This is a genomic window from Pseudomonas agronomica (assembly GCF_025917275.1).
Lineage (GTDB): Bacteria > Pseudomonadota > Gammaproteobacteria > Pseudomonadales > Pseudomonadaceae > Aquipseudomonas > Aquipseudomonas agronomica.
This window is the reverse complement of the sequence record NZ_JAOSHO010000079.1, coordinates 1-15976: the sequence shown is the minus strand read 5'-3', so window position 1 is coordinate 15976 and position 15976 is coordinate 1. Positions and strand designations below refer to the sequence as shown.

14 protein-coding genes are annotated in these 15976 nt (G+C 60.5%); 11 read left to right on the top strand and 3 right to left on the bottom strand.

From position 1 onward, the window contains the following. Nucleotides 1-1197 (top strand): glutamine-hydrolyzing GMP synthase (guaA, locus tag OC610_RS08950; RefSeq protein WP_264427485.1); only part of this gene is annotated, 1197 nt, incomplete at its 5' end. A 234-nt stretch (nt 1198-1431) separates the two neighbouring features. Here guaA and OC610_RS08945 read toward each other — a convergent pair. Together OC610_RS08945 and OC610_RS08940 are read right to left on the bottom strand one after the other, a co-directional pair. Then, on the bottom strand, nt 1432-3150 hold the full coding sequence (locus OC610_RS08945) for a TerD family protein (RefSeq protein ID WP_264427484.1): 1719 nt from the start codon (nt 3148-3150) through the stop codon (nt 1432-1434). Further along, on the bottom strand, nt 3098-3511 hold the full coding sequence (locus tag OC610_RS08940; protein ID WP_264427483.1) for a hypothetical protein: 414 nt from the start codon (nt 3509-3511) through the stop codon (nt 3098-3100). The genes OC610_RS08945 and OC610_RS08940 overlap by 53 nt, the downstream gene beginning before the upstream one ends. 568 nt (nt 3512-4079) lie before the next feature. Between OC610_RS08940 and OC610_RS08935 the strand changes: the two genes are divergently transcribed. Together OC610_RS08935 and OC610_RS08930 are read left to right on the top strand one after the other, a co-directional pair. Then, nucleotides 4080-4355, top strand: a complete 276-nt coding sequence (locus OC610_RS08935) for a hypothetical protein (protein ID WP_264427482.1) — start codon at nt 4080-4082, stop codon at nt 4353-4355. 4 nt (nt 4356-4359) lie between these two features. Further along, nucleotides 4360-4884, top strand: coding sequence for a helix-turn-helix transcriptional regulator (locus tag OC610_RS08930; RefSeq protein ID WP_264427481.1), 525 nt, complete (start codon nt 4360-4362; stop codon nt 4882-4884). Nucleotides 4885-4989: 105 nt separating this feature from the next. Here OC610_RS08930 and treR read toward each other — a convergent pair whose 3' ends face one another. Then, nucleotides 4990-5694: a trehalose operon repressor gene (gene treR, locus OC610_RS08925; RefSeq protein WP_264427480.1), complete on the bottom strand. Its 705-nt coding sequence runs from the start codon at nt 5692-5694 to the stop codon at nt 4990-4992. 245 nt (nt 5695-5939) lie between these two features. On the opposite strand from treR, the gene treP reads away from it, so the two are divergent. The 8 genes from treP to tadA all read left to right on the top strand — a co-directional run. Then, nucleotides 5940-7382, top strand: coding sequence for a PTS system trehalose-specific EIIBC component (treP, locus tag OC610_RS08920; RefSeq protein ID WP_264427479.1), 1443 nt, complete (start codon nt 5940-5942; stop codon nt 7380-7382). 61 nt (nt 7383-7443) lie between these two features. Next, entirely contained in the window at nt 7444-9090 is a 1647-nt protein-coding gene (treC, locus tag OC610_RS08915; protein ID WP_264427478.1) for an alpha,alpha-phosphotrehalase, read from the top strand. Nucleotides 9091-9231: 141 nt separating this feature from the next. Continuing rightward, nucleotides 9232-10455, top strand: a complete 1224-nt coding sequence (locus tag OC610_RS08910; protein ID WP_264427477.1) for a maltoporin — start codon at nt 9232-9234, stop codon at nt 10453-10455. A 67-nt stretch (nt 10456-10522) separates the two neighbouring features. After that, nucleotides 10523-13057 carry a phosphoenolpyruvate--protein phosphotransferase gene (gene ptsP / locus OC610_RS08905; protein WP_264427476.1) on the top strand — a complete coding sequence of 845 codons (2535 nt, stop codon included), beginning with the start codon at nt 10523-10525 and terminating at the stop codon, nt 13055-13057. A 2-nt stretch (nt 13058-13059) separates the two neighbouring features. After that, a complete protein-coding gene (locus OC610_RS08900) occupies nt 13060-13347 on the top strand; it encodes a PTS transporter subunit EIIB (protein WP_264427475.1) in 288 nt (95 codons plus the stop codon). 252 nt (nt 13348-13599) lie between these two features. Further along, entirely contained in the window at nt 13600-13995 is a 396-nt protein-coding gene (locus OC610_RS08895; protein WP_264427474.1) for a DUF6632 domain-containing protein, read from the top strand. A 144-nt stretch (nt 13996-14139) separates the two neighbouring features. Beyond that, the gene (locus OC610_RS08890; protein WP_264427473.1) at nt 14140-15516 is read left to right on the top strand and encodes a multicopper oxidase family protein; all 1377 of its coding nucleotides are present in this window, start codon (nt 14140-14142) and stop codon (nt 15514-15516) included. Next, nucleotides 15516-15976: tRNA adenosine(34) deaminase TadA (tadA, locus tag OC610_RS08885; RefSeq protein WP_264427472.1), on the top strand; the 461-nt coding region annotated here is incomplete at its 3' end. The genes OC610_RS08890 and tadA, both read left to right, overlap by 1 nt.

Sequence of the window (15976 nt, the reverse complement as noted above, 5' to 3'; positions counted from 1 at the left end):
CACGTCGACGCTGATGGCCTGTTCGGCCTCGACGTGTGGATGAGCCACGGTGACAAGGTCACCAAGATGCCGGAAGACTTCCACGTCCTCGCCAGCACCCCGAGCTGCCCGATTGCCGGCATGTTCAACGATGATCGTCGCTACTACGGCGTGCAGTTCCACCCTGAAGTGACCCACACCAAGCAGGGCGGCCGCATCCTGTCGCGCTTCATCCTCGACATCTGCGGGTGCGAAGCCCTCTGGACCCCGTCGAAGATCGCTGAAGACGCCATCGCCCAGGTCCGCGCCCAGGTCGGTACCGACAACGTGTTGCTGGGCCTGTCCGGCGGTGTGGACTCCTCGGTGGTTGCCGCGCTGCTGCACAAGGCCATCGGCGACCAGCTGACCTGCGTGTTCGTCGACAACGGCCTGCTGCGCCTGCACGAAGGCGAGCAAGTGATGGCCATGTTCGCCGAGAACATGGGCGTCAAGGTGATCCGCGCCAACGCCGAAGAGCAGTTCCTGAACAACCTGGCCGGCGAGTCCGACCCGGAGAAGAAGCGCAAGATCATCGGCCGTACCTTCATCGACGTATTCGATGCCGAATCCTGCAAGCTGGACAACATCAAGTACCTGGCCCAGGGCACCATCTACCCCGACGTGATCGAGTCGGCCGGCGCCAAGAGCGGCAAGGCCCACGTGATCAAGTCCCACCACAACGTCGGTGGCCTGCCGGAAGAGATGAACCTCAAGCTGGTCGAGCCGCTGCGCGAACTGTTCAAGGACGAAGTGCGTCGCCTCGGCCTGGAACTGGGCCTGCCGTACGACATGGTCTACCGCCACCCATTCCCGGGCCCGGGCCTGGGCGTGCGGATCCTCGGTGAAGTGAAGAAGGAATACGCCGACCTGCTGCGTCGCGCCGACCACATCTTCATCGAAGAACTGCGCAAGGCCGACTGGTACCACAAGGTCAGCCAGGCGTTCGTGGTGTTCCAACCGGTGAAATCGGTGGGCGTGGTCGGTGACGGCCGTCGTTACGCCTGGGTCGTGGCCCTGCGCGCCGTGGAAACCATCGACTTCATGACCGCTCGCTGGGCACACCTGCCGTACGAGCTGCTGGAAACCGTTTCCGGGCGGATCATCAATGAAATCGAAGGCATTTCTCGCGTGACGTATGACGTGTCGAGCAAGCCGCCGGCGACGATTGAGTGGGAATGAAGGGATATCCCGGGGGATAATTATCCCCTGCGGTTTTGAAATCGATGCAACGTCGATTTTGTCTTCGGAGGGAGGAAGGGGCATCTTCAACCTCTTCCTTCACTCTGACGAGCCGGTTGTTGGAAATAATCGTTTTGGTGCGCGGCTCTTGTTATCTAATCGTTTTTATCCCGTTCTAATCGATGGCTGACAGGATCAGGCACACGGCGATCATGTCGAAGGCCGGCTCAGGTATCAGAGAAACGCTGCTCGAATCAAATCCGTATCGAACGGCGTAACCCCTTGGTGAGGCGAAAATACCGCCTGTGCCTGTTCCGGCGAAGCCACGCGTTCTCCTCGCGCACGCACGTGTAGATCAAACAGCGTCTCCAAATCCGGACGTGGCGTGTGGACCAAGGCCCGCAGCATCAACGATACCCCGCTCAGGTTGTTCTGAACGTTGTTCCACTGCGGCGAAGACGTGAGCCCCAGGTCGGCCCAAATCACACGCCGCTCCTGCAGGTCCATCACGAATGGCAGGCAGATCTTGGTATCGGATGCAATATCGAGACGGTCGATCACGGAACGCGGTTCGAATACTTCACCCGATGCCACGTCGGCCCGGGCCATCCAGCCAGCGAAGCATTCGGGAAGGTCGCAGTACGGCTGCTCGGTATAAGAGTTGATGGACGTGACGACGTAGCGGATACCCTTCTCGAGGAGGGCATCAACATCAAGGTCGATGAATTCCGAAGCACCGTGGGGCGCGTCGACGATGTCACCGCTGTGGTATCCACCAAACCCCTTCAGGTTGTAGTACGCGACAGCTTGCATGAACACGAAGTTGTCGTCGAAAAAAGCAGCGGACAAGTCGATGTCTGTGCGTTGACCGCCGTTTTTCCACCAGAGGAACAGGCGAATGAAACGCGTGTCGGGCATAGGCAGCCGGCTGCCTCGCACCAGCGTACGCAGCGACTTCGATGCGGCGCGCTGCGCCAGTGGCACTCTGTATTCGCGCAGTGTGGGATCGATGAAACATCGACCTAGCGGCGGCAGCGACGCGAAACGCTTGATCAGAGCTTCTTCGCAGATTCGGGCTGCACGAGCCAATACTTCGGGTGTGATTGGTTCGCGTCGATCCTTGACGGCATAGACTTTGGCCAATGCCCCTTTCGGTGTGAAGGCTCGTAAGGGCAGGGGACGCGGGGCACGTACGTGGGCCAGTACCTGCAGCAGGACGGGTGAGGAGACCTGTGCCGCGACAGTCTCGAAAGCATCGAGCACGGCCGCTACATCTTTATCGGCCGCACGACGCAAGGTCACATCCAGCCGTCGAGCGAATTCACCGGGACGATCCTGCAGTATGGGCATTAGTGCGGCGATCTGACGTTGGGCAAGCAGTGTTTCGACACGTGATCCAAACGAGGCCGGCGCGTCGTTGCGGCGCGCTGCCGTGATGGCGGCGAGAGCGCATGGGTACTTATCGGCATACTCCCCCGGATGAAGTACTTCGGCCAAGCGCTTCCAGCGTTCGGCATGGCGCATCACATCTTCCGCAGCGCTGGATGCGCGGTCGAGTAGGCGCAACAGCAGACGGCGCGTCGCGCGCTTCATCGCCGTGAAGCGAGTCGAAGCTGTCGTCAGCGACACGTCTCCTCCAGTCAACGCGACCGCCAGTCGTAGCACGTCCGTCGCCGTTTCGACGTTTTGTTCCAGGAAGGCGTCCAGCCGCGCATCGCTGGCTACATGCAGGAGCAGTGCGCCGCCAACCAATGCACGGGTTTCTCGAAACGGCACGGCTTCCGGCAGCAATCGGAACACGTCGCCTTTGTACTCTCGGATAAACCAGACGACATCGGCGGTTTCCTCTTCAGAGAGCGAGGTACGCGATGAAACCAGCGGTTCGAGCATCGACTCGAATTCAGAGACGTTTCCCAGTTCGATGACTCTGGATATAAAATTCCCTTCCAGCATCACGGGTCGAGAATGTTCTTCGGGGGGGCAAACGCCAAAGCGTGAGGTAGTGCAAGACGGCGGTAAGGTACAACTCCGCCTCGGAAGCCTTCAGTACCTGTTCCGGGAAGGCAGGATAAAGCGGCCGGTGGTGCACATGAGCGCCGGTCTGCCGCCGCAGTACCGCGACAATGCCGCGCAGCCAGTGTGTGAGTTCTGCCGCCGAGAGCATGCTGATGCGCTCAATCAATGGCTCCGATAGCACGCATCGGAACACGGCGATTTCCTGGACAGCCGACGCGACCTGGGCGCGCGTAGCACCGCCCGTGCCCGTCGGGACGTGAACCTTGTTGCGGCGACGCAGGAACAGCTCCTGATTCATGCTTGATTCTCCCTTGGCCGCCGTTGTGATCAGGCAGCAGCGTCGCGTCTTCAGTCGATATAAAAACGCCTGCTGATAGCAGGCGCGGTGTGGAGAGCGGAACCCCTAGGTCATTAGGGATAGAAGGAAGGTGTTCCATAGCCACGGCGGCATTGTACGAAAGGTGGGTCCTGCTTGTCAGGCAAACACATAACTTGAAACGTACTCGATTCTCAGCCGGCAATTTTCCTTTTAATTGCTTCCGGACTTGGAAGCTCCCCACAGGACCGTTCCGTCGACCCGGAACCGCGGCGAGACAGCTTGCTCCCAATGGAGTGCCAAGCGCCACCGTCACCTTTCGCTACGATTTCTTGCCTCAATAGGCGCAGAAGAATGCTTACCATCGGCGGCGATGCCCAACTGGTTTCACCGGCGTGCTCGCAAACGCTGTCGCGTGCTCACCGACGTCCGCCACAGTTCATCAAGTTGCTATCGACCAACGTGAGCGCGGCTGAATGCTGCGTTTGAAAGAGTGCGTAAGGTTGTCATTTGACAGCCTTGCGCTTCATGCGAATACTGGAGATCACGGATGAGTCGTCCAACGCACCCGAAAAAAGAGATTGAGGAAGCATTAAGACACGCCGAAGGACATGGCTGGCGCATAGACGTCGGCGGCAGCCACGCTTGGGGACGAATTTATTGTCCGTTCAAAGACGTGGAGTGCCGTTGCGGTGAGTTCTGCATCACTTCGATATGGAGCACGCCGAAGAACCCAGGCAACCACGCGCGAGCGTTGAGACGCGTCGTGGAGAATTGCTCGACGCATCGCAATCAGCGCGATGCGGATCACGACGCTAAGGAATAGAACGATGGAATATATCTTTACCTTGAAATATCAGCTTGTTGATGACGGCTGTGCCATGGATGAATTGGTCGAGCGGCTGGGTGAAGCGGGCTGCGATGATGCCCTGGTTGGTATCGGGCAGCCGGGGCGGATGGCGCTTGAGTTCACTCGCGATGCGCCTGATGCGGTCGAGGCCGTGCTTAGCGCTCTGGCCGATGTCCAGCGCGCGGTACCGTCGGCAAAGTTGATCGAGGTTGCGCCAGATTGGGTCGGGCTGACTGACGTTGCTGAGATCGTAGGCGTATCGCGGCAGAATATGCGTAAATTGATGTTGGCTCATCCAGGGAGCTTCCCAACACCCGTGCACGAGGGGAGTACATCCATTTGGCACTTGGCGGATGTTCTGGGCTGGCTCCAGGCCAAGGGCAGCTATTCGCTTGCCAAGAACGTGCTGGATGTGGCACAGGTGGCCTTGCAGGTCAACGTTACGAAAGAAGGCCGAAGATTGCCTGGTATGGATATTAAAGAGTTGGACGCTTTGGTTGGGTGACAAAATCACTGATGTTTGGGCGTCGACTACAGGATAGTTCCCTGACGAGCCGGCATAGCGTCCACAGTCGATCGCGACCTGTAGAGGCCGCTACCCAAGCTATCCTCACCGCCGCGCCACATCCGAAAAATAAAACTTATCCAGCGTATGCCGCGATTCGGTGTACTCGAACTGCCGTCCGTCCTGGAGAAAGGTCTGGTTGCTGACCACGATCACATGGCTCTGCCCGTCGAGGTCCAGGTGTTGCTGGTCGTCCTTGCCGCAGCGGACCGCTTCGATGGTGCGCTGGGCGTAGGCGATTTGCAGTTGCAGGGTCTGTTCTATGAAGGCGTAGATCGACTGCACGGCGATGTCGCGGGTCAGGCCGGGGATCACGTCGCTGACGAAGTGGTTGATATCGAGGATCACGCGCTTGCCATCGATTCGCCGGACCCGCTTGATGCGGGTGACTTGGCTGCCGACGGGCGCCTTGATGTGTTCAAGCAAGGCGCCCTCCAGCGGTAACTGGCTGAATTCGACCACTTCGGTACTGACGTCATTGCCCAGGCGCGGATAAGTCTCCTGGAAGCTGACGATGCCACCCAGCTGGAATTCGATGGGCTGGGTCGATAGCACGAAGGTGCCCTTGCCATGGATCTTCTGGGCGAAGCCCCGTTCCTGAAGTTGTTCGATGGCCTTGCGCACCGTGCCACGGCTGGCCTGATAGCTGTCCATCAGTTCGGTTTCGGAGGGCAGCCGGGCGCCGCGCTCCAGGCGTTCGGTGGTAATGCTGGTCAGCAGATCGTTGTAGATCTGGTTGTATTTACTCATGGAAAGGGCTCTGTACCGCGCTGTTCACCGGTGCGGAACCTTACGGGCCAATTGGGGGATTTGTCCATTCGGCTGTCATTTTTCGCCGACAGCAGCGTAGGACGTTTCCGGGATCTCGGGGGCTTATCATAAACAAAAACATAACTCGTCTGTACGAGTTGTTGATTTAACTCGTACAGACGAGTATTTTCCTCTTCCACGTGCTGTCGACTCTCAATAACAAGAATGACGCGGAAGAAAAAAGCATGAGCCACGATTACTCCAGAATCGCCAGCGAGCTGCTGCAAAGCTTGGGTGGCGTCGATAATATCGAGCAGGCGGCCCACTGCGTGACGCGCCTGCGCCTGTCTCTCAAGGACGCCGGCCGGGTGGACAGCGCTACGCTGAACCAGATCGACCTGGTCAAGGGCTCGTTCTTTACCGGTGGCCTGTTCCAGGTGGTCATTGGTCCGGGCGAGGTGGAAAAAGTCTACGCGGCCCTTCGCGAGCTGACGGGCCTGGCCGCCGCCACCATTGCCGACGTCAAGCGCCAAGGTGCGCAGAAGGGCAACGGCATGCAGCGACTGGTGCGGGTGCTGTCCGATGTGTTCATGCCTATCCTGCCCGCCCTGGTCATCGCCGGATTGCTCATGGGTGTCAACAACCTGCTGGGTGCCAAGGGCATGTTCATTGCCGGGCAGACGTTGCTCGATGCCTATCCGAACCTGGACGGCGTCTGGAGCCTGATCAACCTGATGGCCAATACCTCCTTCGTCTTTTTACCGGCCCTGGTGGGCTGGTCGGCGGCCAAGCGTTTCGGCGGCAGTGAGATCCTCGGCATCGTATTGGGCCTGATGCTCGTCCATCCAGATCTGCTCAACGCCTGGAATTACGGCAAGGCCGTGGCGGGGCTGGACGGCCAGAGCTTGCCGTATTTCGATATCTTCGGTTGGTTCCGGATCGAGAAAGTCGGCTACCAGGGGCAAATCCTGCCGATCCTGCTGGCGGCCTATGTCATGAGCGTCATCGAGCGATGGTTGCGGGCCAGAGTGCCCAACGCCATCCAACTGCTCGTGATTCCCATCACCACCATCGTGATCACCGGTGTATTGGCCCTCGCCATCATCGGTCCCGTCACCCGGCACCTGGGGATCCTGATCACCGAAGGCATGGTGGCGCTGTTCGACCTGGCGCCGGTGATTGGCGGGGCGATTTTCGGCCTGCTTTACGCACCGTTGGTGGTGACCGGAATGCACCACATGTTCCTGGCGGTGGATCTTCAGTTGATCTCGACCCAGGGCGGCACCTTCATCTGGCCGATGATTGTCATGTCCAACCTGGCCCAGGGCAGCGCGGCGCTGGCGGTGTTCTACATGACGCGCAATGCGCGGGACAAGAGCATGGCGTCTACCTCGGCGATTTCCGCTTATTTCGGCATCACCGAGCCGGCGATGTTCGGGGTCAACCTCCGCTACAAATTTCCCTTTTATTGCGCCCTGGTGGGCTCGGCCCTGGGTTGCATTTTCCTCTCGCTGAACAAGATCAAGGCTTCAGCGATTGGCGTAGGAGGCCTGCCGGGTTTCATTTCGATCGTGCCGGACTACATACCGATGTTCGTGGTCGGCATGGTCATCGCCATGAGTGTGCCCTTTGCCCTGACGTGTGCGCTGAGCATGAAGATCGTCCGGCCAGGGTATCGGGTTGCCTGATATCGGTGGCTGCACGATGAGGCCCGCAAGGCCAGTACAGAACAGACTGAAGGAAAAGCACATGCAAGACTGGCAACGCTCGGTGATCTATCAGATCTATCCCAAGAGCTTCTATAGCCATGGCGGCCAGCCCACCGGCGATTTGTTGGGGGTGGTGGACAAGCTCGACTACTTGCACTGGCTAGGTGTCGATTATCTGTGGCTGACGCCGTTCCTGCGTTCGCCGCAACGGGACAATGGCTACGACATCAGCGACTACTACGCCATCGACCCCAGCTACGGCACGATGGCCGATTGCGAATTGTTGATCGCCGAAGCGCAAAAGCGCGGCATCAAGCTGATGCTGGACATCGTGGTCAACCACACTTCCATCGAGCATCCCTGGTTCCAGGCCGCCCGCAGCAGCCTCGACAACCCGTACCGCGATTTCTACATCTGGCGCGACCAGCCGAACAACTGGGAGTCCAAGTTCGGCGGCTCGGCCTGGGAGTACGAAGCCCAGACCGGCCAGTATTACCTGCACCTGTTCGATCACACCCAGGCGGACCTGAACTGGGACAATCCCCGGGTGCGCGCCGAAGTGTTCAAGATGATGCGGTTCTGGCGTGACAAGGGCGTGGGTGGCTTTCGCCTCGACGTGATCAACCTGATCTCCAAGCCGGTCGACTTTCCTGACGACCACACGGACGGCCGGCGCTTCTATACCGACGGTCCCAACGTGCACCAATACCTGCAGGAAATGCATCGGGAAGTCTTCGAAGGTTTCGAGCTGATCAACGTCGGCGAGATGTCGTCCACCAGCCTGGAGCACTGTGTTCGTTATTCGTGCCCGGCCTCTCGCGAACTGTCGATGACCTTCAACTTTCATCATTTGAAGGTGGATTACCCGAACCTGCAAAAATGGGTGCGGGCCGATTTCGATTTTCTCGAACTCAAACGCATCCTGTCCGACTGGCAGGTCGGCATGCAGGCCGGCGGCGGCTGGAATGCGCTGTTCTGGTGTAATCATGACCAGCCGCGGGTGGTGTCGCGGTTCGGTGACGACGGTGAATACCGCGCGCCTTCGGCGAAGATGCTCGCCACGGCGTTGCACTTTCTCCAGGGCACGCCATTCGTCTATCAGGGCGAAGAATTGGGCATGACCAACCCGGGCTTCGAGCACATCGAGCAATACCGCGATGTGGAAACCCTGAACATCTATCGCCTCAAGCGCAACGCCGGGATGTCCGAAGCCGAGGCCATGGCGCCGATCATGCAGAAATCCCGTGACAACGGGCGCACGCCGATGCAGTGGAATGCCGGGCCGAATGCAGGTTTCAGCCGGGTTGAGCCGTGGATTGGCGTGCCTGCCAATGCCGCGTTCATCAATGTAGAGCAGCAACAAAAAGACGTGACCTCTGTGTTGCATTACTACCGTCAACTGATCGCCCTGCGCCGCAGCGAAGCCCTGATCCAGGACGGTGTTTATCGTCTGCTGCTTCCCGAACATCCGCACGTGTGGGCATACCTGCGCGAAGGGCAAGGGGAGCGCTTGCTGGTGGTCAGCCATTTTTATGCAGGCAACTGCGACGTGGAACTGCCCGAAGGGATCCTAGACCCTGGCACGAAACAGCGCTGGGTGATCGGCAATTACGAAGCCGGTGAACATCGATACCAACGGCTGCGCCTGCGGCCCTACGAGTCGTTCGTGCTGCACCTGAGCGACTGAAAAAAACTTCCCCTGACCCAGGCAATGCCTGACAGCGAACACGTTGCGCCAGTCGCATCGTGGGTCCCTTGTCGTCAGTTGGTTGGCAAATCAAGGGGGAGCCATGGAGCAAAAAAACAATAAGAAACAATGGAGAGGCGTATGAAAACAATAATAAACCGCGGCCTGGCTGCGTCCTGTATCTGCCTGGCGCTGCCGTTCCCGGTCCAGGCGCTGGAGTTTTCCGGGTACCTGCGCAGTGGCGTCGGCAGCGCGACCAATGGTCGTTCCCAGTCTTGCTTCCAGTTACCCGGGGCGCAGAGTAAATATCGATTGGGCAACGAGTGCGAGCAGTACGGGGAGCTGGAGCTGCGCCAGGATCTGTTCACCCTTGATGACGGATCGGTGCTGAGCGTGGACGGCATGGCGTCGCTGTATAACCGCTATGACCGCACGCCGACCTTCCAGGGCGAAAACGGCGCGGCGCGCATGCCCCAGATGTATGCCCAGTGGTCGAACATGCCCAGCCTGAACGGCGGATCGTTGTGGGCCGGCCGGCGCTATTACAAGCGGAACGACATCCATATCTCGGATTTCTACTACTGGAACCAGAGCGCCACCGGCGGTGGGATCGAGGACGTGCTGATCGGCGGGCTGAAATACAGCTATGCCTTTTCGCGCAAGGACAACCTGTACCAGAAAGACCCGGTCAACCGGCATGACTTCAACGTCGCCGGCTTCAAGACCAATCCCGGCGGCGAGCTGGAGTTTGGCCTGAGCTTCATCGACCGGGCGGACCGTCGCGGCGTCCATCGCGGTTGGGCCTTGACCACCCAGCATGTGCAGCAGGACTTTCTCGGCGGCAAGAATAAACTGGCCTTGCAATACGGCGAGGGCCCCGGCACCGGGTTGGGGTATACCGGCGACACCGGGCTGGATGACCGCAACAAGAGCTATCGCCTGGTGGAGTTTTTCGATTGGCAGGTCACACCGCGTTTCGGCGGGCAAGTGCAGGCGGTGTACCAGAAGGACATCCGCCCCGACGGGGCCGACCAGGACTGGCTGTCGTTGGGGGTTCGTCCCGCCTATGCCATCACCGATCAGTTCAAGCTGGTGACCGAACTGGGCCATGACCAGGTGAAGGCCAGTAATGGAACGCGCAAGCTGAGCAAATTCACCTTTGCACCCACTTGGTCACCCAAGGGCCCGGAATTCTGGGCTCGCCCTGAAATACGCGTCTATTACACCTATGCCAGTTGGAACGAGGCGGCCCAGCGCGCGGCCAACGAACTGGCGGCCGGCTCGGCGCTGTCCGACACCGGTGTCTTTGGCGGAGCTCGGCATGGTTCCAACGTGGGCCTGCAGATCGAATACTGGTGGAAATGACCCGTGTAGCGCGGGCCAGTATTCTCTGCATGCCCGCGATGCGAAAAAAACAGCAGCAGGTGAAGTCATGAACACAACACAACCCTTGCAATTGCTCGCACCGCTGTCCGGTGTCCTGATGCCTTTGGACAGCGTGCCGGATCCGGTTTTCTCCAGTCGTGTGGTGGGGGATGGCGTCTGCATCGATCCGACCTCGCAGACGCTTTGTGCGCCGCTGTCCGGTGTCATCGGCACGCTTCAGGACAGCGCCCACGCGGTAAGCATCACGGCTGACAACGGCGTCCAGGTGCTGATGCATATTGGTCTGGACACGGTCAGTCTGGCGGGCAAGGGATTCACCTCGCGGGTGAAAATGGGGCAGCGGGTCGAGGTCGGCCAACCGTTGATTGATTTTGACGCGGACTACGTCGCCTTGCATGCGCGCAGTCTGTTGACGTTGATGCTGGTGGTCAGCGGCGAGCCCTTCAGCCTGCTGATGAATGACGCCGCTTGTATAGAAAGCGGTGCGCCGTTGTTGCAGGTGGATCAAGATGAGCAAGGGGCGGTGCAAGAGGTGCAGCAGGGCTCGGTGTTGTTTTCCAGTCCGCTGATCCTGCCCAACGAGAGCGGTCTGCACGCGCGTCCTGCGGCGGTGTTTGCCCAGGCGGCCAAGGCTTTTGATGCGAACATCCAACTGCATAAGCAGCAAGCCGCCGCCAATGCCAAATCCGTGGTGGCGATCATGGCATTGCAGACGGTCAAGGGTGACAGACTGCAGGTCAGCGCCGACGGACCCCAGGCCAGGCAAGCGATTGAAGCGCTGGAGCAGTTGCTGCTTTCGGGCTGCGGCGAACGGGTCGAAGCACCACTGTCGCTGGAGTTGGCCCCCCTTGTCGCGCCTTCGGTACCCGATCGGCTGCGGGGCGTCTGCGCGTCGCCCGGCTCTGCGTTGGGCGTCGTGGTCCAGATTGCGTCCCAGGAACTGGACATCGAACCGACGGGCACAGGGATCGAAATCGAACGGGCCGCGCTGGAGCGAGCGCTGGCGCAGGCGACGCAGGCCTTGAGGGCATTGCAGGGCGAGGCGGCGGGTACCGTTCAGGCGCAGATCTTCAGCGCCCATGAAGAGTTACTGGAAGATCCTACGTTGCTGGAGCAGGCCCAGGCCCTGGTGGCCGAGGGCCGGAGCGCGGCATTCGCTTGGAAAACCGCAACCGAGGCAACCGCTTCCCTGTTCCGACAGTTGGGCAGTGCCTTGTTGGCCGAGCGTGCGATGGACCTGGCCGATGTCGGGCAAAGGGTGCTCAAGCTGATCCTGGGGGTTCAAGAGGAGCGCTGGAGCCTGCCTGAGCAGTCAATCCTCGTCGCGGAACAGCTGACGCCGTCCCAGACTGCCAGCCTTGATACTTCGCGGATCGCCGGTTTCGTCACCGTGGGCGGCGGCGCCACCAGCCATGTCGCGATCCTCGCCCGTGCGCTGGGCCTGCCGTCGTTGTGTGGCGTGGCGCAACAGGTACTGGCGCTGGATAACGGCACCCAGGTATTGCTCGATGCCGACGGCGGCGAGCTGCACGTAAGCCCCGATCAAGCCCTGATCGAGGAACGCCAGGCCGCCAACGACCGCCAGCGCCAGCGACATCAGCGTGATCTTGAACAGTCGGCCCAGGCGGCTCGTACCCTGGATGGCCATCGAGTCGAAGTCAGCGCCAACGTTGGCTCGCTGCGGGACGTGGAACAGGCCATGGTCTTGGGAGGCGAAGGCGTCGGGCTGTTGCGCTCCGAACTGCTCTACCTGGATCGCGCGCACCCACCCGGCCACGACGAGCAAGCGGCCCTGTACTGCGCAGTCGCGCGGGCCCTGGGCCCTGAGCGCAACCTGGTGGTACGCACGCTGGATGTGGGCGGGGACAAACCGTTGGCCTATGTGCCGATGGCTCCTGAGGCCAATCCATTCCTGGGCCTGCGCGGCATTCGCCTGTGCCTGGAGCGGCCGCAACTGTTGCGCGAACAGTTCCGGGCAATTCTCGCCTGTTCGGGACTGGCGCGGCTGCACATCATGCTGCCGATGGTCACGCAACTGGCGGAATTGAGGATGGCGCGGCAAATGCTGGACGAAGAGGTCCGCAACCTGGGACTCAAGCAGGCGCCAAAGCTGGGCATCATGATCGAAGTACCCGCGGCGGCGCTGATGGCCGACCTGTTTGCACCTGAAGTGGACTTCTTTTCCATCGGTACCAACGACCTGACCCAATACACCCTGGCCATGGACCGTGACCACCCGCGCCTGGCCAGCCAGGCCGACAGCCTGAATCCCTCGGTGTTGCGACTGATCGCCCGCACGACCGAGGCCGCTCGCGCCCATGGAAAATGGGTCGGTGTGTGTGGCGCGCTGGCATCGGAGCCCTTGGCGGTGCCGGTGTTGCTGGGGCTTGGTGTCCACGAGTTATCAGTCAGCGTGCCGCTGATTCCGACGATCAAGGCCTGCGTACGGGAATGGGACCTGACTGTTTGCCGCGCGCTTGCTCAACAGGCCTTGGGCCAGGGCAGCGCGGAGCAGGTGCGTAATCTCCTGCGTACTTGTCCATCCACGGCCCATCCGGCCACCCTGGTTACGGAGCAATGAAAATGTTCGACAGACTGCAGCAGGTTTTCTGGAAAGCCCTGACCCCGGACCTGGTGCCGGATGAGTCCAGGCCGCCGGTAGTGGCTGATGGGTTGGCGCCAGCGATGTTGGCGGCTTTGGGCGGCGTTGAAAATCTCAAGTCCCATCAGCCCGTGGCCTTGACGCGGCTGCGGGTGGAACTGCGGGATGTGACGCGCATCGATCGGGCGGGGTTGAGCGCGGCCGGTGTGACGGGGCTGATGACGCTGGATAACGGCGTGGTGCATTTGATCACCGGCTTACAAGGCTGAACCACCGTAGGAGCTGTGTAGAAACCATGTAGGAACTATGTAGGAACTATGTAGGAGCTGCCGAGTGCAACGAGGCTGCGATCTCGTCCCAGACCATTGGGTCGCAAGCGAAAGATCAAATCAAAAGATCGCAACCTTCGGCAGTTCCGTACAGCCGTTCGCCACGGGAGGAGCCGGTGTGCGCTCCAAGTGTGTTCTACACTTCAGGCAACCCATTGCGGCGAATCACACGCCGCAATCCCGGAGCCTGCCATGAACGACACTGAAAAACTCGCCGCCCTGCGCATCGTTTTGATCGTGGTCGGTCTGATCGCCGTATTCGCGATCTGGCCGTTGATGATCCTGTGGCCGTCCGGCTGGACGTGGCACAGCGGCCATTCCGACTATCCGCTGATGATTGTCGGCATCTACGCGACACTCGGCGTGTTCCTGCTGAGGGCGTCCCGCGAGCCGATGAAGCACCTGAGCCTGATCTGGTTCACCGTTTGGTCGAGCGTCGTACATGGCGCGATCATGGCGGTGCAGTCATTTGGCGTCGGGATGGATGGGGCGTCGCACTACGGGCACTTGCTCGGCGATGTGCCTGCCTTGTTCGTCGTTGCGGCGGCGCTGGCCTTTTTTACGCCTCGGGGGGTAAACGCGCGCTGACCGCTCGGTTCATTCTTTTGTCGGGAAGTGACCACCACAGGTTTTTTTCATCTTGGTTTCCTTACCGTTTCTCATCTGCGGGTGTATCGTATTCGCCTTTTGCGGGCCCGCCGGTCCGTCGCAGATGCAGAGGTAGTCGCGTTCATGTCCTTTACCCGTCGCCAAATACTCGGTGGCCTGGCCGGTCTTGTTGTCGTTGGTGTGGGTGCTGGAGGCACGTCGCGGTATTGGTTGGGCAAGATGGCGGATGCCGAGGCCGGTCACGACTATGAATTGATCGCCGCGCCCCTGGACGTGGAATTGGTGGCCGGGCACAAGACACAGGCCTGGGCGTTTGGTCCGTCGGCGCCGGGCACCGAGCTGCGAGCGCGCCAGGGCGAATGGTTGCGGGTGCGTTTCATCAATCACCTGCCGGTCGCGACCACCATTCATTGGCATGGCATCCGCCTGCCGCTGGAAATGGACGGCGTGCCGTACGTCTCGCAACTGCCGGTGCTGCCGGGCGAGTATTTCGATTACAAATTCCGCGTGCCGGATGCCGGCAGCTATTGGTATCACCCCCACGTCAACAGCAGCGAAGAACTGGGAAGAGGGTTAGTGGGGCCGCTGATCATCGAAGAGCGCGAGCCCACCGGTTTCAAATATGAGCAGACCTTGAGCCTCAAGAGCTGGCATGTGAACGAGCAGGGCCAGTTTGTCGAGTTCAGCATTCCCCGTGAGGCGGCGCGCGGCGGCACGGCTGGACGGCTGTCGACCATCAATGGGGTGTCGCAAGCGGTGATTGACCTGCCGGCCGGGCAGATCACCCGGGTGCGTTTGCTCAACCTCGACAACACGCTCACTTATCGCATCAACATTCCAGGCGTTGAGGCGCAGATCTACGCGCTGGACGGCAACCCCATCGAACCGCGCCCGCTGGGCAAGGAATACTGGCTGGGCCCAGGCATGCGCATTTGCCTGGCGATCAAGGCCCCACCGGCCGGTGAAGAGTTATCGTTGCGCAATGGCCCGGTACGCCTGGGTACCTTGCGTTCGGTGCCCAATAACGACGCGCCGACGCCATGGCCGCCTGCGTTGCCGCCTAACCCGGTGTCCGAACCGGACCTGGCCAATGCCGAGAAACTCAACTTCAATTTCGAATGGGTCGGCTCGGTGTCGGTCAACACGGACAACGGCAAGCCGCCGAGCCTCTGGCAGATCAACGGCAAGGCCTGGGACATCACCGACAAGACCTGCGCCGACCGGCCGATCGCCACGCTGAAGAAAGGCCAGAGCTACATTTTCGAATTGAAAAACATGACCCAGTACCAGCATCCGATCCATTTGCACGGGATGAGCTTCAAGGTGATTGCGTCGAACCGCCACAAAGTCATCCCGTATTTCACCGACACCTACCTGCTGGGCAAGAACGAGCGGGCGCAGGTGGCATTGGTGGCGGATAATCCGGGCGTGTGGATGTTCCATTGCCATGTGATCGACCACATGGAAACCGGCCTGATGGCCGCCATCGAGGTGGCGTGATGCGCCAGATTCGCCCCGCCAGGATCATTGACCGCAGCCGTGACCAGGATTTCATGCGCGAAGCCCTGGCGCTCGCGGCACAAGGCGCGGCGCTGGGCGAAGTGCCGGTGGGCGCGGTGCTGGTGCAGGATGGCGAGGTCATCGGGCGCGGCTTCAACTGCCCGATCAGCGGTCACGATCCCAGCGCCCACGCGGAAATGGTCGCCATCCGCGCCGCCGCCCAGGCGGTGAGCAACTATCGCCTGCCGGGTAGCATCCTCTACGTGACCCTGGAGCCGTGCAGCATGTGCGCCGGCCTCATCGTTCATTCACGTATCGCCCGGGTCGTCTATGGAGCGCTGGAGCCCAAGGCAGGGATTGTGCAGAGCCAGGGACAGTTTTTCAGCCAGGGCTTCCTGAACCATCGGGTGATGTTCGAGGGTGGGGTGTTGGCTGAGGAGTGCAGCACGGTGCTGAGCGA